This window comes from Pseudomonas helmanticensis, assembly GCF_900182985.1.
Classification (GTDB): Bacteria; Pseudomonadota; Gammaproteobacteria; order Pseudomonadales; family Pseudomonadaceae; genus Aquipseudomonas; species Aquipseudomonas helmanticensis.
Window position 1 is genome coordinate 1,202,300 of sequence record NZ_FXUY01000001.1, and the last position, 25,044, is coordinate 1,227,343.

The 25,044-nt window shown below is 60.1% G+C and carries 20 protein-coding genes and 1 tRNA gene; 11 read left to right on the plus strand and 10 right to left on the minus strand.

Features of this window, described 5'->3' with window-relative positions; genetic code table 11:
- The first annotated feature begins 1 nt into the window (after nucleotide 1).
- The 3 genes from QOL84_RS05485 to QOL84_RS05495 all read left to right on the plus strand — a co-directional run bounded on the left by QOL84_RS05485 (nucleotide 2) and on the right by QOL84_RS05495 (nucleotide 4,822).
- On the plus strand, nucleotides 2-178 hold the full coding sequence (locus QOL84_RS05485) for an MbtH family protein (protein ID WP_283436490.1): 177 nt from the start codon (nucleotides 2-4) through the stop codon (nucleotides 176-178).
- A 67-nt stretch (nucleotides 179-245) separates the two neighbouring features.
- Entirely contained in the window at nucleotides 246-4,166 is a 3,921-nt protein-coding gene (locus tag QOL84_RS05490; RefSeq protein ID WP_283436491.1) for a non-ribosomal peptide synthetase, read from the plus strand.
- Nucleotides 4,163-4,822: a 4'-phosphopantetheinyl transferase family protein gene (locus QOL84_RS05495; RefSeq protein WP_283436492.1), complete on the plus strand. Its 660-nt coding sequence runs from the start codon at nucleotides 4,163-4,165 to the stop codon at nucleotides 4,820-4,822. Before QOL84_RS05490 ends, QOL84_RS05495 begins: the two co-directional genes overlap by 4 nt.
- Here the strand turns inward: QOL84_RS05495 and QOL84_RS05500 are convergent.
- Nucleotides 4,800-5,429, minus strand: coding sequence for a TetR/AcrR family transcriptional regulator (locus tag QOL84_RS05500; protein WP_283436493.1), 630 nt, complete (start codon nucleotides 5,427-5,429; stop codon nucleotides 4,800-4,802). The two genes, QOL84_RS05495 and QOL84_RS05500, sit on opposite strands and share 23 nt — an antisense overlap.
- A gap of 156 nt (nucleotides 5,430-5,585) precedes the next feature.
- On the opposite strand from QOL84_RS05500, the gene QOL84_RS05505 reads away from it, so the two are divergent.
- Nucleotides 5,586-6,968, plus strand: coding sequence for an aspartate aminotransferase family protein (locus QOL84_RS05505; RefSeq protein WP_283436494.1), 1,383 nt, complete (start codon nucleotides 5,586-5,588; stop codon nucleotides 6,966-6,968).
- 173 nt (nucleotides 6,969-7,141) lie between these two features.
- Here the strand turns inward: QOL84_RS05505 and QOL84_RS05510 are convergent, their stop codons facing one another.
- Nucleotides 7,142-8,089: a transposase gene (locus QOL84_RS05510; RefSeq protein ID WP_129388636.1), complete on the minus strand. Its 948-nt coding sequence runs from the start codon at nucleotides 8,087-8,089 to the stop codon at nucleotides 7,142-7,144.
- Between the two features lie 311 nt (nucleotides 8,090-8,400).
- On the opposite strand from QOL84_RS05510, the gene QOL84_RS05515 reads away from it, so the two are divergent.
- From QOL84_RS05515 to QOL84_RS29415, 3 genes are all read left to right on the plus strand, one after another.
- Entirely contained in the window at nucleotides 8,401-9,696 is a 1,296-nt protein-coding gene (locus QOL84_RS05515) for an OprD family porin (RefSeq protein ID WP_283436495.1), read from the plus strand.
- Between the two features lie 430 nt (nucleotides 9,697-10,126).
- Entirely contained in the window at nucleotides 10,127-10,372 is a 246-nt protein-coding gene (locus tag QOL84_RS05520) for a type II toxin-antitoxin system ParD family antitoxin (RefSeq protein WP_283436496.1), read from the plus strand.
- Nucleotides 10,365-10,541 (plus strand): type II toxin-antitoxin system RelE/ParE family toxin, encoded by a 177-nt coding sequence (locus tag QOL84_RS29415; protein WP_346772236.1) that lies wholly within the window; start codon nucleotides 10,365-10,367, stop codon nucleotides 10,539-10,541. Before QOL84_RS05520 ends, QOL84_RS29415 begins: the two co-directional genes overlap by 8 nt.
- Nucleotides 10,542-10,905: 364 nt before the next feature.
- Here the strand turns inward: QOL84_RS29415 and QOL84_RS05530 are convergent.
- From QOL84_RS05530 to fdnG, 7 genes are all read right to left on the minus strand, one after another.
- Nucleotides 10,906-11,001, minus strand: a tRNA-Sec gene (locus QOL84_RS05530).
- Between the two features lie 6 nt (nucleotides 11,002-11,007).
- Entirely contained in the window at nucleotides 11,008-12,924 is a 1,917-nt protein-coding gene (gene selB / locus QOL84_RS05535) for a selenocysteine-specific translation elongation factor (RefSeq protein WP_283438623.1), read from the minus strand.
- Complete coding sequence (gene selA / locus QOL84_RS05540; RefSeq protein ID WP_283438624.1) at nucleotides 12,921-14,324, minus strand: L-seryl-tRNA(Sec) selenium transferase; 1,404 nt, start codon at nucleotides 14,322-14,324, stop codon at nucleotides 12,921-12,923. Before selA ends, selB begins: the two co-directional genes overlap by 4 nt.
- 45 nt (nucleotides 14,325-14,369) lie before the next feature.
- On the minus strand, nucleotides 14,370-15,296 hold the full coding sequence (fdhE, locus tag QOL84_RS05545) for a formate dehydrogenase accessory protein FdhE (RefSeq protein WP_283436497.1): 927 nt from the start codon (nucleotides 15,294-15,296) through the stop codon (nucleotides 14,370-14,372).
- Between the two features lie 3 nt (nucleotides 15,297-15,299).
- On the minus strand, nucleotides 15,300-15,965 hold the full coding sequence (locus QOL84_RS05550) for a formate dehydrogenase subunit gamma (protein ID WP_283436498.1): 666 nt from the start codon (nucleotides 15,963-15,965) through the stop codon (nucleotides 15,300-15,302).
- Nucleotides 15,962-16,897: a formate dehydrogenase subunit beta gene (gene fdxH, locus QOL84_RS05555; RefSeq protein ID WP_283436499.1), complete on the minus strand. Its 936-nt coding sequence runs from the start codon at nucleotides 16,895-16,897 to the stop codon at nucleotides 15,962-15,964. The genes QOL84_RS05550 and fdxH overlap by 4 nt, the downstream gene beginning before the upstream one ends.
- Entirely contained in the window at nucleotides 16,898-19,963 is a 3,066-nt protein-coding gene (gene fdnG / locus QOL84_RS05560; RefSeq protein ID WP_283436500.1) for a formate dehydrogenase-N subunit alpha, read from the minus strand.
- A 288-nt stretch (nucleotides 19,964-20,251) separates the two neighbouring features.
- Here fdnG and QOL84_RS05565 point away from each other — a divergent pair, with 288 nt between their 5' ends.
- The 4 genes from QOL84_RS05565 (at nucleotide 20,252) to QOL84_RS05580 (ending at nucleotide 24,429) form a co-directional block, all read left to right on the plus strand.
- Nucleotides 20,252-21,400, plus strand: coding sequence for a MalY/PatB family protein (locus tag QOL84_RS05565; RefSeq protein ID WP_283436501.1), 1,149 nt, complete (start codon nucleotides 20,252-20,254; stop codon nucleotides 21,398-21,400).
- Between the two features lie 185 nt (nucleotides 21,401-21,585).
- Nucleotides 21,586-22,443, plus strand: coding sequence for a glucose 1-dehydrogenase (locus QOL84_RS05570; RefSeq protein ID WP_283436502.1), 858 nt, complete (start codon nucleotides 21,586-21,588; stop codon nucleotides 22,441-22,443).
- 160 nt (nucleotides 22,444-22,603) lie between these two features.
- Nucleotides 22,604-23,947 carry a cation:proton antiporter gene (locus QOL84_RS05575; RefSeq protein ID WP_283436503.1) on the plus strand — a complete coding sequence of 448 codons (1,344 nt, stop codon included), beginning with the start codon at nucleotides 22,604-22,606 and terminating at the stop codon, nucleotides 23,945-23,947.
- A 185-nt stretch (nucleotides 23,948-24,132) separates the two neighbouring features.
- A complete protein-coding gene (locus QOL84_RS05580; protein ID WP_129393789.1) occupies nucleotides 24,133-24,429 on the plus strand; it encodes a hypothetical protein in 297 nt (98 codons plus the stop codon).
- Nucleotides 24,430-24,489: 60 nt separating this feature from the next.
- Here QOL84_RS05580 and QOL84_RS05585 read toward each other — a convergent pair whose 3' ends face one another.
- Entirely contained in the window at nucleotides 24,490-25,026 is a 537-nt protein-coding gene (locus tag QOL84_RS05585; RefSeq protein WP_129393787.1) for a hypothetical protein, read from the minus strand.
- Nucleotides 25,027-25,044: the final 18 nt, after the last annotated feature.

Genomic DNA, 25,044 nt, shown 5'->3' on the forward strand with positions numbered 1-25,044 from the left:
CATGTCCGAACAGACCTACACCGTTGTGAAAAACCGCGAAGAACAGTACTCGATCTGGCCCTCGCACCTTGCCTGTCCCCAAGGATGGGACGCGCTGCACATCAGCGGCAGCAAACAAGCCTGCCTGGCGTACATCGCCGAACACTGGACCGACATGCGGCCGCTGAGCCTGCGCTGAAGTCCTGCGCCATTCAGTTGGGCCGTTGCGGCCTCGGTGGCGAACCATTGATGACAAGGAAGTGCTGATGAACCGCAAACTCGCACCCGTCTACCGGTTTTGCGCCTCGACGGCCCAGCGTCGACTGTGGCAACGCCACCAACAAGATCCGCGCCTGGCGCCGGCACATTGCTCGGCGCTGATGCACGTGCACGGCCCACTGAACTGCGCAGGACTTGAACGCAGCCTGGCCGTCGTGGTGCAACGGCATGAGGCCCTGCGCACGGTTTTTTCCTGGGAAGACAACGAGCTGGTGCAATGGATTGATGAAGGGATGCAGATCCCGCTGGAGCTCATCGACCTCTCTTCATTGGCTGGATCGGCATTGCCGCGCGGTCTGCAAATGGCCCGTCAGCGCGCTGACGAACTGTTCGACCTGAGCCGTGGGCCGCTGCTGCGCGTCTGCCTGATACAGCTCGGCGAAGATCAGCATTTATTGCTACTGACGGCTCACCCCAGCGTCGCTGATCACCCATCAATGCGCATTCTTTGCCAGGAGTGGAGCCAGATCCATAATGCCGGTGGCCTGACTGCCGACGCGACACTGCCGCCGCTGGAAGTTCAGCTTGCCGATGTCTGTGTCTGGCAACATCAACGGATGCAAACTCCGGCAATACGCGATCTGCTGAACAGCGCCCGCGAGGATTATCGCGAGCGGCCATGGACGCTCGAGCTGCCCCGTACGGATGTCGCATCCACCGCAGCCTCTGCGCAAGTCGGTGTGGTGGAATGGCAGGCCGATCCGTCGATACTGACCTTGCTGGAACAGATCGCCACTCGCCACAACAGCAATCTTGACGGGGTGCTGACAGCGGCCTTCAACGCCGTGCTATATCGCTACAGCCAGCAGAATGAAATCTGCCTGGGGTTCGCCACGCCGAATCGCCGCCATGCCCAAACCCAAGGCCTGATCGGTGGTCTGGCCAACACCTTGATCATGCGCACGGTACTGAGCGACGGTGTCAGCCTTGAAGAGGCTGTATCGCTCACTCGCGAGGCCCGGCTCAAGGCTGAAGAGTTTCCTGATATCGACCTTGCGCACCTGCTCGCGGCTTCGGCCACTGAGGCTGACGGCACGCTGGAGAATGGTCTCAGCGCGACCTTCGAACGGCGTGATCCTGCGCGACTGGCTCTGACCGGCGTGGCCGTCGAAGGATTGCCGTTTGCCAGCCAGACCATCGATTGCGACCTGAAACTGGTCGTCTACAGCCACCCGACGCGTTTGGCAGGATGCTTTGAATATGCCGCAGAGCATTTCACTGACGTGACCCTGCAACGCATGGCGCGACACTTCGAAGCTGCGTTGCAGGCATTGGCGCTGACGCCGCACAGCCGCATCGAGCAGTGGCCCTTGGCGCCGGCAGGCTGCGCGTCGCTGTCGACCAACGAGGATCTGACAGCGTTCAGCGAACATCAGCAGTTGCCGGTGTTTCGGCGGTTTGCCGCGCAGGCGGCCAGGACGCCTGAGGCGATTGCGCTGATCTTTGAACAGCAGTCCTGCACCTATGCGCAACTCAACCGTCAGGCCAATCAACTCGCCGCACACTTGCACAGTCTCGGGGTTGGATCGCAGAGCGTGGTGGCGCTGCTGGTTGAGCGCGGTCCGCGCCTGGTCAGCAGTTTATTGGCGATCCTCAAGGTCGGCGCCGCTTACCTGCCGCTAGACGCCATGTACCCTGCCCAGCGCATCAGCAACATGTTCGAAGACGCCGGCGTCAGTTTGATCATCACCAGCGCAGCGCTGCTCGAACATCTGCCAGAAAGCCCATTACCACTGGTTTGCCTGGATCAACAGAATGAGCAACTGGCCCGCCAGCCGCTGAGCGATCCAGACATCGCAGTCAGCCCGCAACAGCTCGCTTATTGCCTGTTCACCTCCGGCTCGACGGGCCGTCCGAAAGGCGTGCAGATCGAACATCGGGCACTGAGTAACCTGCTCGCGGCGATGGAGGCTGCGCCCGGCCTTGGGCCTGACGATGTCTGGCTGAGCGTGACCTCGGCCGCTTTCGACATCTTCGCGGTAGAGGTTTATCTGCCGCTGATCACGGGCGCCACGCTGCTGCTGGCGAGCAAAGAAGAGGCTGCAGATCCGAGCGCTCTTGCACGCTTGGCACAGGTGCACGGAGCGACAGTGCTGCAAGCGACGCCCGCCACCTGGCGCATGCTGATCGACAGCCAGGTGAGCATGTCGCTGCGCACCGCCATGAGTGGCGGCGAAGCGATGGATACGGCCTTGGCTGAGGGCATGCGCAGCCTCGCCAAAACGGTGTGGAACCTCTATGGCCCCACGGAAACGACAATTTATTCAAGCCGCACAAAGATCCTCAGCGGGCACCTGCCGACTCTTGGCGGACCGGTCGAAAATACTCGTTTGTACGTGCTCGATCGCCACCTCAATCCGCTGCCGGTGGGTTGCACCGGAGAAATCCATATCGGCGGCGACGGCTTGGCCAGGGGTTACATCAATCGCCCCGACCTTACCGCCGAGCGCTTCCTGCCCGATCCGTTCGGTCCGCCAGGCAGCCGCATGTATCGTACCGGCGACCTCGCCCGGCAGTTGCCCAACGGCGATCTGGTTTACCTCGATCGTATCGATTTCCAGGTGAAAATTCGTGGTTTGCGCATCGAACTGGGCGAAATCGAGGCCGCGCTGCGAAGGATTGCGGACGTGCGCCAGGCCGTCGTCACCGCGCATGGCGAAGAAACTGCCAGCCGAAAACTGGTGGCTTATGTGGTGGCGCGCCCGGGGCACACGCTGGATCGCGAAGCACTCGCGCACGAACTGCAACAATCGGTGCCTGACTACATGGTGCCCGGCCTGTGGGTGTTCCTGGAAAAACTGCCGTTGAACGTCAGCGGAAAAATCGACCGCAGTCGCCTGCCCGCGCCGCCACGGACATCAGCCATCGATGCCCGGCCAAACCCTGAGGTATTGAGCGACAGCCAGGCACGTCTGGCGGCGATATGGGCGCAAACCCTGCAAATTGCGGATGTCGCCCTGCAGGACAACTTCTTCGCACTGGGTGGCAACTCGATGCTGGCGATCCGTTGCCTGGTACGGATCAACAGTGAGTTCGACAAACAGCTGTCACTGCGCACTTTTTTCGAACACCAGACGGTTGCAGCGCTAGATCTTCATCTGCAAATACAGGCGCAACCGAACGCTGTTGAACAAGTGCGGATGACTACCTGGTTCAGCCAGCCCGATTTGCCCGACGTTTACGGTTTTTCTGGCTGTGGCATGCACGGCGCGGCCTATTTTCCATTGGCGCGGGCTTTGGCCCCGGTGTGCAACTTTCACGCTCTGGAGCCTTTGGAGCCGGAATCACCCGACGGGCAACTGGTCACGGTGCAAGCGCTGGCCCAGCGATACGCCGAGGCAATCATCAGTCACCGTAAAACCACACCGATTACCTTGGTGGGGCATTCTTTCGGCGGTTCACTTGCCTTCGAAACCGCGCGGTTGCTTGAGCAGCGGTCACTCTCTGTGCGCCTGATCCTGCTCGACGCGACATTGGTCGACCCGTGCCTGCTCGAACGCGAGGCCGGTATTGCCGCGCCGGCGGATCGTTTGCCCGAATGGCTGGCGATTGCGCCAGAATTGCCTGGAGGGCAGATCGCCGAGGATGACCTGCTCGCCAGCGCCCGAACGCTGTACCTGCAACATTGCCGGATCTTCGCGGCTTACGTACCCAGCGGCATCCTGCGTGCACCGGTCACGGCACTGTTGGCGGAACAGGCGCTGCTCCTGCAAAAGCTGCGTGCGGGCTTTTTGCGCGTTTGTGCGCAGCGGTTGCTCGCGCCTCCCGTGTTGCACAGCGTTCCGGGTGACCACATGAGCATGCTCGCGCCGCCGCATGTCGAAGTCGTCGCGGCGCGTATCAGCCACGAACTGCACCAGCCGGCCACCGCGCCTGCCCGTGCGGCGATGGCACACGACAGCGCATGAGTGACTCACCGTTCGTTGCGCTGCTGCCGAAGCGATGCAGCGTCAAACAAGCCGATGAACCGCAGTGGTGGTCAGGCGGACTGTATGCCGAAGAGCGCTGGCATGCGCAAAAAATGCACGCATTGCGCCGCCGTGAATTCACCGCCGGGCGCAATTGTGCCCGGGCGGCATTGCGATCCTTGGGCTTGCCGGACGTTGCGATTGGCAAGGGTGCGCAGGGTGAACCGCTGTTTCCCTGCGCGGTGACCGGCAGCATCACTCACACGGGCGACTATTGCGCGGCGGCCGTGTGCCGAAAGCCAGGAATCAGCAGCATCGGCATCGATGCCCAGCAGAATGTCGACCTCGATCAATCACTGTATCGGCGAGTGCTCGGGCATCGCCCAGGCACAACCATTGCCAGCGATGGTCACTGCGAAGGTACGTTGGTGTTCAGTTTGAAAGAGGCGTTTTACAAAGCGCTGTATCCGGTTTGCCAACGCCCCGTGCCAGCAATGGCGTTGAAGGTGCACCTGCCGGCCTCCTTTGGGCCATGCATCATCGAGGTGCTGACGCCGGCCCTGAAAACAGTCGTCGAAGCGTTCAATGTCGACATCCGCTTCAGCTTCGATGAACAGCGTATTTATAGCGCCGTCACGTTATCGGAGCGGTCGTGACGGGCAGCTCCAGTATGCCGTGGCAGATCAGGCTCAGCACACTGCGCATATGCCGGGCATGCGCATCGCGGTCCGGTGTGGCTTCGGTCGCGAGGCGAATGAAGGCGACATTGGCATATTGATTGAACAGGGTCGCCGCGACGTCGATATCGATTGACTGGCGGATTTTGCCGTTGCGCTGAAAGTGCACCAGCAGCGCTTTGGTTTCTTCGATCACTGCACCGTTCCACGGCTCAAGTGCCCGGGCGAGCTCGCCGGTGAACAGAAATGGCGCCAACTCGCGCCACAACGATGCGGGCATCGCCTGCAGTTGGTAATGGGTCATCAGCCCTTCGAATTCGCACAACGCCTCCAGCGGATCGCTGTCATCGTCAAGATTGGCGCGCGCCTCACGCATCGCCTGTTCATCCGGTTGTTTGAGCAACGCCAGCAGAATCTCCTGCTTGCCGCCGAAGTAATTGACCACGGTCGGTGCGGACACCCCGGCCTGCACGGCGATCTGCTCCAGCGTGGTCGCGGCAAAACCCTGGGTCTTGAACAACGCGAGCGCCGCTTCGGCGATCACTTGTCTGCGCTGTTCCTTCTGCCGCTCTCTGAGTCCGCTCATGTTGCCTCTGATGATCCTTGCCAATGCGCTTCAGCCTACGGATATCTTTTTGCACCGACAAATATTTTCTTTACAAAAATATTTATAAATGCCAAATATTAGCCGTGCACCGCTGGAATGAACGCACGCCCTTGTCCATTTCCCTGGAGATCAGCCATGTCCGCCGAATTCGATTCGACCCGCAGCACCCGCGATTATCAGGACGCCGACGCCGCCCACCACATTCACGCGTTCGTCGATCAGAAAGCCCTCAACGAGGAAGGCCCGCGGGTGATGGTCAGCGGTGATCGCCTGGCGTTGTGGGACAACGATGGCAATCGTTACCTGGACGGCATGTCCGGCCTGTGGTGCACCAACCTCGGTTATGGGCGCAAGGATCTGGCTGGCGCTGCGACGAAGCAGCTGGAACAATTGCCCTACTACAACATGTTCTTCCACACCACTCACCCGGCGGTGATCGAACTGTCCGAGCTGCTCTTCAGCCTGTTGCCCAAGCACTACAGCCATGCGATCTACACCAACTCCGGTTCCGAAGCCAACGAAGTGCTGATCCGCACCGTGCGCAAGTTCTGGCAGGTGATGGGCCAGCCCGAGAAGAAAATCATGATCGGCCGCTGGAACGGCTATCACGGCTCGACCCTCGCGGCGACGGCGCTGGGCGGGATGAAGTTCATGCACGAAATGGGCGGCACCATTCCTGATGTCGCGCACATTGATGAGCCGTACTGGTTTGCCCACGAAGGCAATCTCAGCCCGGAAGAGTTTGGCCTGAAAGCCGCGCAGCAACTGGAAGAGAAAATTCTCGAACTGGGAGCCGACAAGGTCGCCGCGTTTGTTGCCGAACCGTTCCAGGGCGCAGGCGGCATGATCATTCCACCGGCGACTTACTGGCCGGAAATTCAACGCATCTGCCGCAAGTACGACGTGCTGCTGTGCGCTGACGAAGTCATTGGCGGGTTTGGCCGTACGGGTGAATGGTTTGCGCATCAGGCGCTCGGCTTCGAACCCGACACGCTGTCGATTGCCAAAGGCCTGACCTCCGGTTACATCCCCATGGGCGGGCTGATCCTGTCGCGGCGCATGGCTGAGGCATTGGTGGAAAAAGGTGGCGTGTTCGCGCACGGTCTCACCTATTCCGGCCACCCGGTCGCTGCCGCGGTGGCGATTGCCAACCTCAAGGCGCTGCGCGATGAAGGGGTAGTCACTCAGGTTAAAACCGACACTGGCCCGTATCTGCAAAACTGCCTGCGTGAGGTGTTTGGCAACCATCCGCTGGTGGGTGAGATTCAGGGTATCGGGCTGGTGGCCGCGTTGCAGTTCGCCGAAGACAAGGTAACGCGCAAGCGTTTCGCCAACGAAAACGACATCGCCTGGCGTTGCCGCACGATCGGTTTTGAAGAGGGTTTGATCATTCGTTCTACGCTGGGCCGGATGATCATGGCCCCGGCGTTGATCGCCACGCGCACCGAGTTGGACGAACTGATCGACAAGACCCGTATCGCCGTGGATCGCACGGCCCGCGAATACGGCATCCTGTAACCCGTCACTTATGTAGGAGTGAGCCTGCTCGCGATAGCAGTAATTCTGCGACATTGATGTTGCAGACCCACCGCCATCGCTGGCAGGCCAGCTCCCACAATGATTTGGGCTGCGCCCGAATTGTGTGAGCGACCCAAAACCCTGTGGGAGATTCTATGGTTGAGGGGAAGCCCTCAACCTCCCTTCGGCTGGTATTCGCTTTGCCCCTTCAGCAGCGCGAATACCACTCGCGCAAGCTTGCGAGCCAATATCACCAGCGCCTGTGTCGTACTGAACCCACGGTTTCTTTGCTCCTCGTAGAAGCTTTTCCAAGCCGGTGTACGGCTGGCCGACATGGCTGCGTTATGGAGCAGTCGCCGGGCCTCTGGGTCTCCGCGTTTGGTCAGGCTCCGGCGACCGTCCTTTTGTCCTGACTGCGACACGCGCAAATCCATCCCCAAAAACGCAATAAATGCATCCGCGTTTTTGAAGTCGCCCCGCTGAAATGTTGCGATCAAACGGGCTCCGGTCAAAAAACCAATACCTTCAACTTTTGTGCAGCGCTTCAGATCTGCGAGCAGCCCAGCCTCTTTTAATTGATCGTTGATCATCTTCTCGACCAATGTTTCGAGCCTCTGCATTGAGGCCACTTGCTCAGCAAACGCGCTTTTGAGCAGCGGTTCATTCGCCCAGCTTTGCACCAGACCAACCCGTGCCTGAACCAGCGCTGCACGACGGCGGAAAAGGCTCAGAAGGCGGCGATATAAAGGCGATGGCGGGATCCAAGGATGAAGCTCTTCGTATTCGTTTTTTAGATAACGAGCGAGCAGCTTGGCGTCCAGCGCATCGGTTTTGGCGCGAACTTTCACCCCTATTCGGTAATGACTCAACGCGTAGCCATCGACCATGTAAATCGTGCACCCGGCTTCATGGGCCAGATCGGCGAACGCCAGGTGATAGATGTTGGTCGATTCGATAGCCAAATCAACAGGTGCAGGCAAGGCTTTCAGCCATTTTTTGATGGCTGTCTTGTCATTGGAAATAGTCTCGAGCAGATCCAGCTCGGCCTGATAGATGACCAGTTCATTCTTGGCAACATCCACGCCCACAATAGGCTTTACGACAGAAACCGGCATTGCCATTGAACATCCCCCGAGATATGGTTTTGAACACTTGAAGGGGCTCACCCAGGGGCGCAGGCTTGTTCCTATCGTCGGTCCTGGCCAGATGCATTCTTTATCGGCGCTTGGGTGAAAGGAGGAGGGGCGAAATCTCCCACGGATCTGTACTGCGTCAACAGTCAGAATCTGGCTTTGTCCCTCCTCCTCCCTTCAAGTCCCAGCATACAAGCTGGCTTGCCAGCGATGGCGCCAGTGCAATTCAGCACATCGGCTCAATCTTGTTAGCGGATATCACTCGATCATTCAGCCCACTTAATTGCTGGCCACTGACCATGATCGACCGTGCCCCTTCGCGTCTCAGCCTGCTCACTTTGCTCTGCGGTCTACAGGCAACCGCCAGCGCCAGTGGTTTGCTCGACGATGCAAAAACCGACGTGCTCAGCCGCAACTTCTTCCTGAGCAACGACTACCGCTCGCCCTCGCCCACCGGCAAAAACTACAAGCAGGAATGGGCGCAAGGATTCATCGGCACATTTACGTCGGGCTTCACGCCGGGCAGTGTCGGTTTCGGTGTCGATGCCCATGCTTTTCTCGGTTTGAAACTGGATGGCGGCAAAGGCCATTCCGGCACCGGTTTACTGCCGGTCGACAGCAACGGTCGCAGCGAAGCGGATTATTCCGACGCGGGCGGAGCGTTCAAATTAAAGGTTTCAAGAACCACCTTGGCGTTCGGTGAAATGACCGTCGAAACCCCGGTTTTCGATACCTCGGACAAACGCCTGCAACCGGAATACGCCACTGGTTTTCTGTTAACCAGCCACGAGATCGACAACGTCAGTCTCACGGCGGGACACTTCACCGCCTTCAAGAATCAGGACAGTTCATCCAGCCACGGCGATTTTTTCGGCTATGGCGCCAACACCGAGGCAGGCGGGATCAGCTTCCTCGGCGCCGACCTGTTCGGCGACAGCCCCGTCGGCGGTTCCCTGTACGCCTCGGAACTCAGCGACACCTGGCAGCAGTACTACGGCAATCTGCACTTCAAGCAATCCGGTGTGCTGCTCGACGCTAACCTCTACCGCACCCGCAACACCGGCCAGGCACTGGCCGGCGCCATCGACAACACCGCGTTCAGCCTGTCCGGCAAATACACCTTCGGTGCCCACGGCGTGATGCTCGGCTGGCAACGGATCGATGGCGACACGCCGTTCGATTTCGTCGGTGGCGATTCGATTTATCTGGCCAACTCGATCAAATACGCCGACTTCAACGGCGCCGGCGAACGCTCCTGGCAAGCACGCTACGACCTCGACCTCGGCGCCTTCGGCATCCCGGGCCTGACTTTCATGAGCCGCTACGTAACCGGTGACCACATCGACGGCACCCACGCGCCCAAGGGCGGCGCGTACAACCCGTTTGATCCGGACAGCGGCGGGTATCAGCCGCAGCAAGGTGATGGCGGCAAACATTGGGAGCGGGATATCGATTTGAAATACGTGGTGCAGTCGGGGGCGGCGAAGGATCTGTCGGTGCAGGTCTCGCACGTTTCGCACCGGGCCAATGAGGCGCAGGCTGGGGATGATATCGACCGGGTTTATGTGGTGGTGCAGTATCCGCTGAGCTTCTGACCGAAACGCAATCCAGGTGTGGGAGCTAACTTGCCAGCCTTTTAAACGCAGGCGTTTAAAAGACACCTCCAGACACGCCTTCCAGGCTACACATCCTTGCGCCATTGCCTACAGCTACGCCAGAATCCGCCGGCTTGTGCGCCTTAGGGACGGGTTCTATTGTGGGACGGTCGCTGACGAATCAGCGATCGGGTTTCGCAGCCCGGATCAATCAAGGCGCACAGCGCTCCAGTTCATTGCCATCAACGATTTATGGCAATGGTGCTTCATGGCGGCTGTGCGCGGGATACCTTCGGGTATGCCGGGTACCTTGATTCCCGGTCTGCGAACCTGCGTACAGCTGCCACCTCCCTTCGTTTCGCAGCGAACCAGACAACGTTCTCCGCTTTTTGCTTTCGCGCACAGTCGACCATCCTCCGGAGGCCTGCTCATGGTAACCGTACGAAAAACCATCACCTTGACTGAGCAGCAAGGCCACTGGATCAGAGCCCAGATCGAAGCCGGTAATTACATCAACGACAGCGAATACATCCGCGATCTGATCCGCCGTGAACAGGAACGCAACGCTGAAATCGAAACTATTCGTGCAGCGCTTCGTGAGGGTGAGTCCAGGGGAAAACCGCGACCATTCGATCCTGTTGCATTCAAACAGAGAATGTTAATCACGCATGAGTGAATATCGTCTGACGCCCGCTGCCGAAGCTGACCTTGAGGCAATCTGGATTTACACCGTTCGCCGGTGGGGCGTGGATCCAGGCAATAGCTATATTGACGTCCTTATTTCTTCATTTGCACAGTTGGCAGTGCGCCCTAAAACAGCGCCGGCCTTCGACGATAGGCGATAGGCTACCGCCGCTGTCGGGTGGAGAGGCATATGATCTATTTTCGAATCACTGCGTACGGAATTGCGATCATCAGGGTTCTGCATGATCGAATGGATGCGCAGCGTAATCTCTGATTCGTCCTGGTTTACCTCCTGCTAAATCGGGTTTGAAAACCTCCATCGCGAGCAGGCGAAGGCCTGCAGGGGATTACAGATCGTTCCCACGCTCTGCGTGGGAATGCAGCCCGGGACGCTCCGCGTTCCTTCCGAAGCCGAACGCGGAGCGTCCGTTGAGGCATTCCCACGCGGAGCGTGGGAACGATCAACGATCAACACAGTTCGGTGTAGGAGCTGCCGAAGGCTGCGATCTTTTGCTTTTCGGAAACTGGCGGAAGGCAGCCGGAGTCGAACCTGCCCGGGAACGGATGCCGTCCCCAACCGGGTTTGAAGCCCGGCCGCGCCACCGGGCGCGATTGCCTTCCTTGAACTCAGTGTGTATCGGCGTGCGCCAGCGCGTTGTCGGGGCGGATCTGGCGGGATTCGCCGAGGCGTCGGGTCATGCCGATGCGGTCGAAGTATTCGAGGTACTGAATACTGCGTTTGCGTCCCAAGCCTAGCGCATCGCGGAAGGTTGTCACCTGGACCTGCGGATTTTCCTTGGCCAGTTGCAACAGCACCGCGGCCATTTGCCTGAGCACGGTGTCGCTGATGAACAGGTCGCGCACCACTTGATGCATCAACCCCAGGCGCGCCAGTTTGCGCAACAGCAGGCGCACCACGGCATCGTCCTGGGCGAGCGCTTTCGCCACATCGCGTACCCACGGCGGATCGAATCCAGCGTTTGCAAACAACGGTTGCATCTGCTTCCACAGGGTTTCGTCTTCGGTATTCAGGCGCACCTGATGATCGGGCAGATGCAGCCATGGGCCGCTGGCGGTGATCGCGCCGGCCTCGCGCAATTCATCGAGCAAACTGGCAAACGTCGAACGTTCCAGCGGCAGCGCACTGAAGCGTCTCAGGCGATCACGATCCGGACCCATCTGATCGGGCTCCAGTTCATGAAACTTCGCCAGTTGTTCCAGCAAGGTGAATTTCAGCTGCCCCCAGCGTTGCACGTTGAACAGCACCGGCCCTTGGCGGGTGTTGATCAGGCGCACATTCTCAGGCAGTGACCAGGTTGCGCGCGGCCGATTGAATTGGCGTTCCAGCCGTTGCGGGCCGAGGCCGCCAGCGCTGTGATCAAGCAACGCTGGCAACGCCTGCTCAAAACTTTCGCTGTCAGCCAACGCCTGCAACTGCGCCAACCGCTCAAGGCTGCGGCGCTGTCGGGTCGGGGCAAACGGATCCAGTACGCGCCCACCGCCAAGGGTGCGCTGAGCGCTGGAGTCACGCAGGATCAGCCGATCGCCCCTCACCGCATGCACCGGCGCGTTGATCAGCAGCTGCGCGAACATGCGCTCGCCAGCACTCAGCCGTGATCCTTCGAGCAGCGCCACCCGAGCGATCACGTCCTGCGTGCCGAGATGCACATGCACCGGATGAAAATGCTCGAAAGTCCGTTCGCCCGGCAGCAATCGAAATTCGATATCCACGCGCTGAGTCGGGGCGTGCAACCACTCCGACAACAGCCATTGCCCGCGATGAATCTGCGCCAGCTCAAGGCGTTCGCCGCTCAAATTCAGCGCCACCCGCTGCCCAGCGAAGGCTTGCTCGGCAGCCTGATTCTGTGCGTGCAATCCACGCACTTTCACCGATTTTCCGATTGGCCCGAGCGTGAGTTTATCGCCCACCGAAACCTCGCCCGACAGCGCGGTGCCGGTCACCACAATCCCCGCGCCGGCCACGCTGAACGCACGATCAATGGCCAGGCGAAAACCACCCTCGCGGCTGCGCTCCTGCACTTCACGCTGCGTGTGCAACAACGTCTCACGCAGCTCATCAACGCCCTGCCCGGTCACGCTCGACACAATCACAACCGGCGCCTCGGCAAACGGCCCGGCCTCCAGCAGATCGAGAATCTGCCGCTGCACCTCCTCCACCCTGCCCGTCTCGACCCGGTCGCATTTGCTGATCGCCACCAAGGCGCGGGGAATCCCGAGCAATTCGACAATCGCCAGATGCTCGCGGGTTTGCGGCATCACGCCGTCATCCGCCGCGACCACCAGCAACACCAGATCGATGCCTTGCGCCCCAGCGAGCATGTTGTGGGTGAATTTCTCGTGACCGGGCACGTCGATAAACCCGGTCAGCCCCGCGCCCGGTTCCAGTTCGGCGTAGAGATAGCCAAGGTCGATGGTCATCCCGCGTTCACGTTCCTGCGGGCGGCGGTCGCCGGTTTGCCCGGTCAGGGCTTGCAGCAGCGATGTCTTGCCGTGGTCGATGTGCCCTGCCGTGCCGACAATCACTGATTGACCTGCAAGTGCGGCAGCTGGGCGAGCCATGCTGGTTCGTCGTCGAGTTGGCGCAGATCGAGCCACAGCGCATCGTCGTCGATACGCCCGAGCACCGGGATCGGTAATGCACGTAGCGCCGCTTCCAGATTAAGCAGAAAACGACCGCGTAAACGCTTGGAGACTTGCGGGCGCATGCACAATGCCGCACTCGGCAAGCGTGCCACCGGTTGGCTGCCGCTGCCGATCATGCCCAAGGCCTCAACTGCACTGACTTGCCAGCTTTCGCCCAGCAGCTCAGCCACAAAGGGCTGCACCCGTGAAGCCTGCGCGAAGATGTCAGCCTGCGGGCGAGTCAGCAACCGCAAACTCGGCAGACGCTCAGCGAGTCGGTCCGGATCGCGATACAAACCCAGCACCGCTTCCAACGCCGCCAAAGTCAGTTTGTCCACGCGCAACGCGCGCTTCAGCGGGTTCTTCTTGATCTTCGCGATCAGTTCTTTGCGCCCGACAATCAACCCCGCCTGCGGTCCGCCAAGCAATTTGTCACCGCTGAAGGTGACGATGTCCGCGCCATCCAGCAATGCCTGGCGCACTGTTGGCTCGGCCGGCAAACCCCAGCGAGTCAAATCAAGCAGACTGCCGCTGCCCAGATCCTCCAGCAACGGCAAGCCATGCCGATGGGCCAATTCGGCCAACTCGGCGGTCTGCACCCGCGCGGTAAACCCTTCGATGCTGTAGTTGCTCGCATGCACGCGCATGATCAATCCGCTACGTGGACTGATCGCCGCTTCATAGTCGCGAGCGTGGGTCCGATTGGTCGTGCCGACCTCATGCAGGCGCACGCCGGCGCGGGCCATGATGTCGGGGATGCGAAAGGCGCCGCCGATTTCGATCAGCTCACCGCGCGAGATAATGCCCTCCTTGCGCGCGCCGAGACTGTTGAGCGTCAGCAGCACAGCGGCGGCATTATTGTTGACCACGGTGACGGCTTCGGCGCCGGTCAGTTCGCGAATCAGGCCTTCAATCAGATCGTCGCGATCCCCGCGCTTGCCGCTGGCCAGATCGAACTCCAGATTGAGCGGATAACGCGCGGCCATTTGCACGGCGTCGATGGCTTCGTCGGGTAGAAGCGCTCGACCGAGGTTGGTGTGCAGCACGGTGCCGGTGAGATTAAACACCCGGCGCACGTTGCTACGTTGCTGTCGTGCCAAGCGCTCACCGACGCGACCGGCCAACACTTCGGGACTGATTTCTACCGCAGACAATTGCCCGTTCAACACGCTGGAACGCAGTTCATCGAGCAACTGCCGCAAATTCGTCAGCAGCGACTCACGACCGTGGCGTTCGAGCAAAGGCACGCACGCCGGGTGACGCAACAAACCATCAATGGAAGGTAACCGCAGGGACATCAGCCACTCCTGGAGACAGATCACTGCGCAAGAGTGTAGACCCTGCTGTCACTCGTCTCCCGGTGCCAGCAACAGATTCGGTGCCAAGCGCTGATAGCCGTCCTGCGCCAGACGCATGTCCAGCAGCAGACTGCTCAAATCAGCCGACAGCGCCTCGGCGTCGGCATCGTTTTCCAGATACACCAGTTTCAGATAACTGTTGCAGCCTGGGCAGACTTCCGCCCGCAGCGGCGCCTGATTGGCGGCGTGGCGATCATCCTCAAGGCTAAAATAATCCAGACCTTTGCTCGACTCGCAGTACACGCACTTGACCCGCACCACATGCCATTCGCAGGCACACAGCGAACACACCAGATAACGCAAACCGTTGTGTTTGCCACGATGGCGGATGACCCCGGCCATGGCAGGCGAACCGCAGGCCGGGCATTGGCTGAGACTGTCGCCGGGTTTCAGTTGCAGATTCGGTGCGCTGAGCAACCAATGGCTCCACGCCGTTTGCAGCGCCGCGCCGAGAAACGGCACCAGTTGCGCCGGCACCATCGAATATTGACCACTGACCAACGCCACGCCCCACGAACGCAACTGTCCGGAACTGGCGACCCGCAGCGTCGTCAGCGCATCAACCACGGCGGGTTGCTCATCAGGGACATAACGTTGCAACAGAGCATCGAGATACGCCTGCCACGCGTCTTCGCGGATCAGCGTATCGGCGGCGAACGGCGGCAAACCATGCTGCTGACACACCTCGATCCGTTGCTGATCAAACGGCGCTACAAGCGGTGGATCATCGAACACCTGCTGCTGCACCCGACACAATCCGGCAATCAAGCGCAGATACTCGGCCAGCGCATGCCCCTCGGCCAGTTGCTCCAGCCGATCAGCACGCAGCGAAAACAGATTATGCGGCGGCAGATGCAAAAACGGCGGCGAACTCGCCGCCGCTTCGATTTCCCCAGGTTCCAGAATGGTTGGCAAAAGTCAGCCCTTTTTGGTGATCGGTCGCTCCGGCACGTCCGGGTTGCGTTCATCGCGGGTGATGTCGCGATACCACAGTTCATGGTGTTTCTTCGCCCAGGCGCGGCTGACCCAGCCGTGCATCATCGCGTCCACCGAGCCCTTGATCCACAGCCCGGCGTAGATGTGAATGATGATGCTCAGCACCAGCACAAACCCGGCCAGCGCATGCAGGAGCATCGCCCAGCGAATCACGCTGATGCCGAAATACGCACTGAAATAGGCGCGCCAGATCACCAGCCCGGTAAACAACAAACCGAGCATGCACAGCAGTAAAGTCCAGAACAGCATCTTCTGCCCGGCGTTGTACTTGCCTACCGGCGGCACGCTTTCTTCATCGTTGACCAACACCCGATCGATGCGGCGCATCCATTTCCAGTCATTGTCGATAAAGAAATTCGCACGCCAGAAACGAAACACCAGGCCGAGGAACAACACAAACATCGCCACACCCATGAACGGATGCAAAATCCGCGTCCACGGCCCGCCGCCGAACAGGTTGCTCAGCCAGAACAGCGACGGATGAAACAACGCCAGCCCGGACAGCCCGGCCATGAAAAACAGGATCGCCACCAGCCAGTGATTGGTGCGCTGGTTGGCGGTGTAACGCAGGATCGTCTTGTTGCTCATGGCCGGTCCTCCCCGCGTGGATCGAAGGTGTGCACCGCCGGATCGACGACATGCACCGAGGTATCGGGTGGCGTTGGATGCTCATCTTCTTCGACGCGATTCGGGCCGATGCGCACGTAATGGAAGAACCCGGCCAGCACCGCTGCGCCCATGGCCAACAGGCCCAAAGGTTTGCTGATGCCTTTCCACAGACCGACCAACGGACTGATCGCTGGATCCTGCGGTAAACCCGCATAGATTTTCGGCGTGTCCGCATGGTGCAGCACATACATCACGTGCGTGCCGCCAACACCGGCCGGGTCATACAGACCGGCATTCTCGAAACCACGGCTTTTCAGATCGACGATGCGCTCGGCAGCGTGTTCCTTCATGTCTTCCTTGGTGCCGAAGACGATGGCGCCGGTCGGGCAGGTTTTCACGCAGGCCGGCTCCAGGCCTACCGCCACGCGATCCGAACACAAGGTGCATTTGTAGGCCTTGTGATCTTTCTGCGAAATGCGCGGAATGTTGAACGGGCAACCGGTGATGCAATACCCGCAACCGATGCAGTGATCCTGATCGAAATCGACGATGCCGTTGGCGTGCTTGATGATCGCGCCGGGACTCGGGCACGCCGCCAGGCAACCGGGCTCGGCGCAGTGCATGCAGCCGTCCTTGCGGATCAGCCATTCGAGGTTGCCGGCGTCGGTTTCGTGCTCGGTGAAGCGCATCAACGTCCAGGTTTCAGCGCTCAAGTCCTGCGGATTGTCGTAGGTGCCGTGATTGTGACCGACCTCGTCGCGCAGCTCGTTCCATTCCGAGCACGCGACCTGGCAGGCCTTGCAGCCGATGCACTTGGTGGTGTCGATCAGCTTGGCCACTTCTTCCTGATTCCTCACCGACGGTGGCACAGTGGTGGTGGCCGAGCGGGCAATAATGTCTTGGCTGGCCATTTAGAGTTTCTCCACGTTGACCAGGAATGACTTGGATTCCGGGGTCTGTGTATTGCCATCGCCGAGGAACGGCACCAGGGTGTTGGTCAGGTAACCGTGACGCGTCAGGCCGGTAAAACCCCAGTGCAGCGGGATGCCGATCTGATGCACGACCTGGCCGTTGACCTGCAGCGGCCGGATCCTTTTCGTCACCACCGCCACCGCTTCGATAAAGCCGCGTTTGCAACTGACCCGCACGCGATCGCCGGCAGCTATACCCTTCTCTTTCGCCAGCACTTCGCCGATTTCCACGAACTGCTCGGGTTGAGCAATCGCGTTCAACTTGCAGTGCTTGCTCCAGAAGTGGAAATGCTCGGTCAGCCGGTAACTGGTGCCGGCGTACGGGAAGTCCTTGGCCTCGCCGAGGGTTTCCCAGACCGAATCGAAGATCCGCGCCGCCGGGTTGCTGGTGGCTTTCTTGTTTTGCGGGTGCAGCGGGTTGATGCCGATCGGCGTTTCGAACGGCTCGTAGTGCTCGGGGAATGGCCCTTCGTTCATCTTGTCGACGGCGAAGAACCGCGCGACGCCCTCGGGGTTCATGATGAACGGATTCATCCCGGCTTCCGGTGGCACGTCGGCCTTGTAGTCCGGGACGTCGGTGCCGCCCCAAGCCTTGCCGTTCCACCAGACCAGACGTTTTTTCGGATCCCACGGCTTGCCGGCGACATCCGCCGAAGCACGGTTGTAGAGAATCCGCCGGTTGGCCGGCCAGGCCCACGCCCAGCCCAAATGCTGGTGCATGCCGTAAGGATCGCTGTTGTCGCGGCGCGCCATCTGGTTGCCAGCCTCGGTCCAGCTACCGGCAAAGATCCAGCAACCCGACGCGGTGCTGCCGTCATCCTTGAGCAAGCCAAAGCCTGCCAGTTGCGAGCCAGCCTTGACCGCGACGCCGGTGGCATCGGTGAAATCCGCCACGGCGCTACCGTTGATTTCCTTGGCCAGTTCCTCCGGCGAAGGTTCGTCGGGGATCTTGTATGGCCACGTCAGTTTCAACAGCGGATCGGCGAATTTGCCACCCTCGGCCTGATAACGCTTGCGCAGGCGCAGGAACAGTTCGGCCATGATGCGAATGTCGGTCTGCGCTTCGCCCGGGCCATCGGCGCCTTTCCAGTGCCATTGCAGCCAGCGGCTGCTGTTGACCAGCGAGCCGTCCTCTTCGGCGAAACAAGTGGTGGGCAGGCGAATGACTTCGGTGTGGATTTCGTCGCTTTTCACATCGTTGTACGGCCCGACGTTGTGCCAGAACTCCGAGGTTTCGGTGGCCAGCGGATCCATCACCACCAGCCACTTCAACTTCGCCAATGCGCCCATCACGCGGTTTTTGTCCGGCAACGCGGCAATCGGGTTGAAGCCTTGGCAGAAGTAGCCGTTGACCTTGCCCTGGCTCATCAGGTCGAACATCTTCAAAACGTCGTAGTTGGGGATGTCGAGTTTTGGCAAATGGTCGTAGCACCAATTGTTCTCGAGCGTGGCGTTGGCGCCGTACCACGACTTCATCAGGCTGACGTGGAATTTGCTGTAGTTCTGCCAGTAGGACAATTGCCCCGGTCTGAGCGGAACCTGCGTGCGCTTGTGGATGAACTGACCGTAGTCCTGCTCGCTGTCGCTGGCCAATGTCAGATAGCCCGGCAGCGCATTTGAGAGCAAGCCGAGGTCGGTCAGCCCCTGAATATTGGAGTGTCCGCGCAAGGCATTGACCCCGCCACCCGGCATGCCGACGTTGCCCAGCAGCAGTTGCACCATCGCCGCGCTACGAATGATCTGCGCACCGATCGAGTGCTGCGTCCAGCCGAGGGCGTAGAGAATCGTCATGGTCTTGCCCGGCATCGAGCAGGTGGCGATTTCGTCCCAGATTTTCTGCATGGCGTCGACCGGCATGCCGCAGATCTGGCTCGCGAGGTCGATGGTGTAGCGGCTGTAATGCTGCTTCATCAATTGATAGACGCAGCGCGGGTGTTGCAGCGTCGGGTCGACTTTGGCAAAGCCGTCGTCGCCCATCTCGTAGCCCCAGCCGGACTTGTCGGTGTAGCTGCGCTTGGCGACGTCGTAGCCGCTGAAGATGCCGTCTTCGAAGCCATAGCCTTCTCTGACGATGAACGACACGTCGGTGTAATTGCGCACGTACTCGTGCTGGATCTTGTCCTCGGTCAGCAGGTAATTGATCAGCCCGCCCATGAAGGCGATGTCGGTGCCGGTGCGGATCGGCGCGTAATAGTCGGCCACGGACGCGGTACGGGTAAAACGCGGATCGACCACAATCAGCCGCGCAGCGTTGTGCGCTTTGGCTTCGGTCACCCATTTGAAGCCGCACGGATGCGCTTCTGCTGCGTTGCCACCCATCACCAGGATCAGATTCGCGTTGGCGATATCGGTCCAGGTATTGGTCATGGCACCACGGCCGTACGTCGGGGCAAGACTTGCCACCGTCGGGCCGTGTCAGACACGCGCCTGGTTATCGAACCCCAGCATGCCGAGGCTGCGAATCACCTTTTGGGTGATGTAACCGGCTTCGTTGGACGCTGCCGACGCGGCGAGGAACCCGGTGCTCAGCCAGCGATTCACCGTTTGCCCGTTGGCATTCTGTTCGATGAAGTTGGCGTCACGGTCGGTTTTCATCAGGTCGACAATGCGATCGAGCGCTTCGTCCCAACTGATCCGCGTCCATTCACTGCTGCCCGGTTTGCGCGTTTGCGGGTAGAGCAAACGGCCGGGGCTGTGAATGAAGTCGAGCAGGCCGGCGCCTTTCGGGCAGAGGGTGCCGCGGTTGACCGGATGGTCGGCGTCGCCCTCGATGTGAATGATGCTCTGCGCTACGTTCTTCGCTCCATCGCCCTGGCTGTACATGATCAACCCGCAGCCGACCGAGCAATACGGACAGGTGTTGCGGGTTTCATGGGTGTGGGCAAGCTTGAAGTGGCGCACCTGCTCGGCGAAGGCCAGCGTTGGGGCCATGCCCAACGCGCCCAGGCTCGAGCCTGCAAGGCCGATACCGGCGACCTTGAAGAACTGACGACGGCTGAGATCCATCGTGCACTCCTGATCAGGTGGAACCCGGTACTTGTGCCGGGTTTTGTCTGGACAAACACGGTTGCGGCAAACGTCTGCCGACCTTTTCACTGTAGACAATGACCACACGATCTGTGTGAAAACCGACCGTCGGAGGCTGTAGAGCCTTTGTAGGAGCTGCCGAAGGCTGCGATCTTTTGACTTTGCTTGTAAAAAACAAGATCAAAAGATCGCAGCCTTCGGCAGCTCCTACAGGGGTTGAGGGTTTATCATGGCCGGCAGAATCAACCCGCCTTCACGAGACCGCGCATGACTTTCGATTTTGATCAGGTATTCGACCGCCACGACACCGGCAGCACCAAATGGAGCCGCTATTCGGCCGATGTGTTGCCGATGTGGGTCGCTGATATGGATTTCGCCGCGCCACCGGTGATCATCGAGGCGTTGCAACAGCGCCTGCTGCACCCGCTGGTGGGTTACAGCGTCGCTCAGGACAACCTGCGCGAGGCCATCGTCGCCGACCTATGGGCCAAGTTTGCCTGGCAGGTCAAACCGCAAGAGCTGATCTTCCTGCCGGGCGTCGAGTCCGGTTTCAACATGGCTTTGAAAGCACTGGTGCAGCCGCAACAGAACGTCGTCGTGCAGGTGCCGAATTACCCGCCGCTACGCCATGCACCGGGGCATTGGGGCTTGAACAAAGTCGAGCTGGAATTCGACACTCAGGCAGACGGCACTTACCTGACGCCGCTGGACGCGTTGCGTGAGTCGTTGAACGGCGGCGGCGCGCTGCTGCTGAGCAATCCGCACAACCCGCTCGGCAAGGTCTTTGGCCGTGATGAGCTGCAAGCCGTGGCCGAGATCTGTGTGGCGCAGGACGCCTGGATCATCTCCGACGAGATCCACGCCGAATTGTGCTTCGACGGTCGCGTGCATATTCCCACCGCCTCGCTCAGCGCGGAAATCGCCCAACGTACCATCACACTGATGTCGGCGAGCAAGGCCTACAACATCGCCGGCCTGAAGACCTCGTTCATGATCATCCAGGACGCCGCCCTGCGCGAACGCGTCAACCACGCCCGTTGCGGCATGGTCGACAGCGTCAATCCGCTGGGCATGGAAGCGACGCGCGTGGCCTACAGTGAAGGCGCGCCGTGGCTGGCCGAGCTGAAAACCTATCTGCAAGGCAACCGTGACTGGCTGGTTGAAGCCGTGCGCAGCCGCTTGCCGGGCGTAACCATCAATGTGCCGCAGGGCACGTACCTTGCGTGGCTTGATTGCTCGGCGCTGGAGCTGGCCAACCCGCAGCAGTTCTTCCTCGAACAGGGCAAGATCGGCCTCAGCGCCGGCCTCGACTTCGGCGATCAGCACCAGCAATTCGTGCGCCTGAACTTCGGCTGCCCGCGCTCGCTGCTCGAAGAAGGCATCAGCCGCATGGAGCGCGCTCTGACTCCCCGCTAACACCTTTCCCCTGTAGGAGCTGCCGCAGGCTGCGATCTTTTGATCTTGTTTTTTAAGATCAAGATCAAGATCAAAAGATCGCAGCCTGCGGCAGCTCCTACATGAGGGGCGGAAATCCGATCGAACTCACGGCAAAAAATCCGGGTCAACCACCCATACCTGCCCTGAGACCTCGGAGACCCGCGATGACCGACTATCCAAAACCGCCCTTCCCTACACAAGCCCAGGCCGTGCCCGGTTCGCAACGCAAGATGGAGCCCTATCCCGATTGCGGCGAGCAAAGCTATGTCGGCTCCGGTCGGCTGGCCGGCAAGATTGCCCTGATCACCGGCGCCGACAGCGGTATCGGCCGCGCCGTGGCGATAGCCTTTGCCCGTGAAGGTGCCGACGTTGCCGGCGCCTATCTGAATGAACACGAAGACGCCAAGGAAACCGCGCGCTGGGTCGAACAGGCCGGTCGCCAGTGTTTACTGCTGCCCGGTGATATCGCACAGAAAGCCCATTGCCAGGCGTTGGTCGACAAGACGGTTGAGCGTTTCGGACGCATCGACGTCCTGGTCAACAACGCCGCGTTCCAGATGACCCACGAGACCTTCGAGGAAATCCCCGACGAGGAGTGGGTGATGACTTTCGACGTCAACATCACGGCGATTTTCCGGCTGTGCCAGGCCGCGATCAAACACATGCGCGCCGGGGCGTCGATCATCAACACCAGTTCGATCAACTCGGACATGCCCAAGCCGTCCCTGCTCGCCTACGCCACCACCAAAGGCGCCATCGCCAACTTCACCGGCGGCCTCGCGCAGATGCTCGGGCCGCGAGAGATCCGCGTGAACTGCGTCGCGCCGGGGCCGATCTGGACGCCTTTGATCGTCTCGACCATGCCCGACGAGGAAGTACAGAACTTCGGCGCACAAACCCCGCTCGGCCGTCCCGGGCAACCAGTGGAAGTGGCACCGATCTACGTGCTGCTGGCCTCGGATGAAGCGAGCTATATCACCGGCCAGCGCTATGGCGTGACCGGCGGTAAGCCGATGCTGTGAGTAATCGAACTGTAGGAGCTGCCGCAGGCTGCGATCTTTTGATGTGGATGCTAAAAACAAGGTCAAAGGATCGCAGCCTGCGGCAGCTCCTACAGGGGCGGCATCAGAAGCGAAAGGGTCTCTGCAGGCGGCCGTCATTAATCACTGAGGGCGGCACATCATGAGCTTTGTCGTGTGGGTGGCGGTCCTCGGCGCGGTGCTGCTGACCCTTGCACTGACCTCCTCGTACCTGCGCTGGATGCCCGTGACCACCTCGGCAGTCTGCCTGCTGCTGGGCATCGGCATCGGCCCCAGTGGTCTCGACTTGCTCGAATTGCCCTTGCAGGACGCTTCGCTGTGGATGGAGCACCTGACAGAAGTCGCCGTGCTGTTTTCGCTGTTTGTCTGCGGACTGAAGTTGCGCCTGCCCTTGCGCGACAAGCGCTGGCGGATCGCTTTCGGGCTGGCGGGGCCGGTGATGGTGCTGACCATCGCCGGGGTTTGCCTGTTGCTGCACTGGGCGTTGCAGTTGCCGTGGGGGCCGTCGCTGTTGATCGGGGCGATGTTGGCGCCGACCGATCCGGTACTCGCGGCGCTGGTCCAGGTCAATGATGCTCGGGATGTCGACAGCGTGCGTTTCGGCCTGTCCGGCGAGGCCGGGCTGAACGATGGCATCGCCTTCCCGTTCGTCATCCTCGGGCTGTTGCTGATTCATGGCGAAGGCAGTGCTGCTGAATGGCAGGGCTGGGTTTTGCGCAGTTTATTCTGGGCGGTGCCCGCGGGTCTGCTCACCGGTTACTGGATGGGGCGAGGCATTGGCCGGGTGACGCTGTCGCTGCGGATTCGCAATGACGACAGCACGCTGAGCCCGAATGATTATCTGGCGTTATCGCTGATCGCCCTAGCTTACGTCGTCGCCGATGCGATCGGCGGCTACGGCTTTTTGTCGGTGTTTGCCGCCGGTCTGGGCCTGCGCCAGGTCGAAGTGAAATCCACCGGCGCCAGCCAACCGCCCGCCGAACACTTGGTGCAGCCAGTGGTCGGGCATCAGAACATCGAGCCGCAGCATGCCGTGCATGGCAACACCGAGCAGATGGAGAGCGATCAGGTGGCGGCCGGCATCATGATGGGCGATATGTTGTCATTCGGCGGTCTGGTCGAACGCGCGATGGAAGTGTTTCTGGTGACCCTGCTCGGCGTGGTACTGATCGCGCATTGGGATTGGCGCGCGCTGTTGGTCGGCGGTGTGTTGTTCTGCCTGATTCGCCCGGCGTGTGTCGCGCTGATGCCGTGGGGAACCCTGCTCGACCGCCGCCAACGCGGGATGATCGGCTGGTTCGGCATTCGCGGGATCGGCAGCCTGTTCTATCTGTTCTACGCCTTGAACCATGGCTTGAGCGACACGCTGGCGACGGTGTGCACGGACCTCACGTTGTCGGTGGTGGCGTTGAGCATTTTGCTGCATGGCATCAGCACTCAGCCGATCCTCGCTCGCTACGAACAACACAAGCAGCGAAAAAACTGATTTTTATCGCGAAATTTTCTGGAGAAATTCATCGAATTTTCTTTTCAAAAAAAATGGATCGCGGCGTAACTCCCGACAGTCACAAGCATAACCCCCGCTGGATCGATTCGGTGGGGCCCGGCAGGTTCGGTTCCCCTGCGGCTTCATGCCTATGAAAAGGAATCCCGAAAAGTAAGGTTACGGTCATGAAAGAATGCTCGACTCCTGCGCAAATCAAAGCCTGCAGAGCACTGGCTCTGGAACGCAATCGCCAATTGTTCGAAAACGCCCATGCCCTCAACCGTGCGGCCAACGAAATGCTTGAAACAGACAATCTGGACTTCGAGCAATTCGAGCGTTATCGAGCCATGCGCAAACGAGCCGATCTGATGTTTGAAGATGCCATCGACCATCTGTGTGTGCTCAACGAAGATTTCCCGCCGATCCCGATGTCCTCGCACAACTCGGTACAGTTGCGTCGAGAGCTGGAAACCACGGCGTAATGATTCAGCTAAAGAAAAAGCCCGGCGCTGGTATGGCCGGGCTTTTTCTTTGCCTGTCGATCAGCCCCCGGGGTTAGTCACCTGGATGAACACTGAGTAACTGCCCAACATCATCCAGAACGCCGCAAAAATCCATGGGGTACGCACTGAGAACAGCAGCGACTTGCGATAACCCTTGTGGCTCGACTCCATCTCACTGAACAGCGGCGACTCGTCATACGCCAAACCCATGAGCGGCTCACTGTGAAGCAAATGACTCTGTTTGAAATGCCAGTGATCGATGATGTCGTACGCCGCGCGAATGCCCGGCCAGGCGTTCAACGAGCTGAGCAACCCAAGCAGCGCCAGAAAAGGTGGCACCACGAGGGTGAACAACTTGCCCCATTCCGGGTTGAGATTGGCCATGCACGAGGCGAAGGCAATCACCAGAAACGATTGCGCCGCCAGGTAAGCGTCAGTGCGATTGGCCAGAATGCTGGTTTCGTACTGGATCTCCCGACGATAGAAATCCAGCCTTTCCTTGGGTGAACCGAACATCTTGGCGTCGTGTTCGGTGAGGTTTTCTTCAGCGGTCGGCTGGGTCAGTATGCGAGACAAATGACGCACGCTCCGTGG

Bases quoted from the DNA above. Each gene is read 5' to 3' on its own strand.
- QOL84_RS05485 (WP_283436490.1), top strand. From the start codon at position 2: ATGTCCGAACAGACCTACACCGTTGTGAAAAACCGCGAAGAACAGTAC.
- QOL84_RS05490 (WP_283436491.1), top strand. From the start codon at position 246: ATGAACCGCAAACTCGCACCCGTCTACCGGTTTTGCGCCTCGACGGCC.
- QOL84_RS05495 (WP_283436492.1), top strand. From the start codon at position 4,163: ATGAGTGACTCACCGTTCGTTGCGCTGCTGCCGAAGCGATGCAGCGTC.
- QOL84_RS05500 (WP_283436493.1), bottom strand. From the start codon at position 5,429: ATGAGCGGACTCAGAGAGCGGCAGAAGGAACAGCGCAGACAAGTGATC.
- QOL84_RS05505 (WP_283436494.1), top strand. From the start codon at position 5,586: ATGTCCGCCGAATTCGATTCGACCCGCAGCACCCGCGATTATCAGGAC.
- QOL84_RS05510 (WP_129388636.1), bottom strand. From the start codon at position 8,089: ATGGCAATGCCGGTTTCTGTCGTAAAGCCTATTGTGGGCGTGGATGTT.
- QOL84_RS05515 (WP_283436495.1), top strand. From the start codon at position 8,401: ATGATCGACCGTGCCCCTTCGCGTCTCAGCCTGCTCACTTTGCTCTGC.
- QOL84_RS05520 (WP_283436496.1), top strand. From the start codon at position 10,127: ATGGTAACCGTACGAAAAACCATCACCTTGACTGAGCAGCAAGGCCAC.
- QOL84_RS29415 (WP_346772236.1), top strand. From the start codon at position 10,365: ATGAGTGAATATCGTCTGACGCCCGCTGCCGAAGCTGACCTTGAGGCA.
- QOL84_RS05550 (WP_283436498.1), bottom strand. From the start codon at position 15,965: ATGAGCAACAAGACGATCCTGCGTTACACCGCCAACCAGCGCACCAAT.
- fdxH (WP_283436499.1), bottom strand. From the start codon at position 16,897: ATGGCCAGCCAAGACATTATTGCCCGCTCGGCCACCACCACTGTGCCA.
- QOL84_RS05565 (WP_283436501.1), top strand. From the start codon at position 20,252: ATGACTTTCGATTTTGATCAGGTATTCGACCGCCACGACACCGGCAGC.
- QOL84_RS05570 (WP_283436502.1), top strand. From the start codon at position 21,586: ATGACCGACTATCCAAAACCGCCCTTCCCTACACAAGCCCAGGCCGTG.
- QOL84_RS05575 (WP_283436503.1), top strand. From the start codon at position 22,604: ATGAGCTTTGTCGTGTGGGTGGCGGTCCTCGGCGCGGTGCTGCTGACC.
- QOL84_RS05580 (WP_129393789.1), top strand. From the start codon at position 24,133: ATGAAAGAATGCTCGACTCCTGCGCAAATCAAAGCCTGCAGAGCACTG.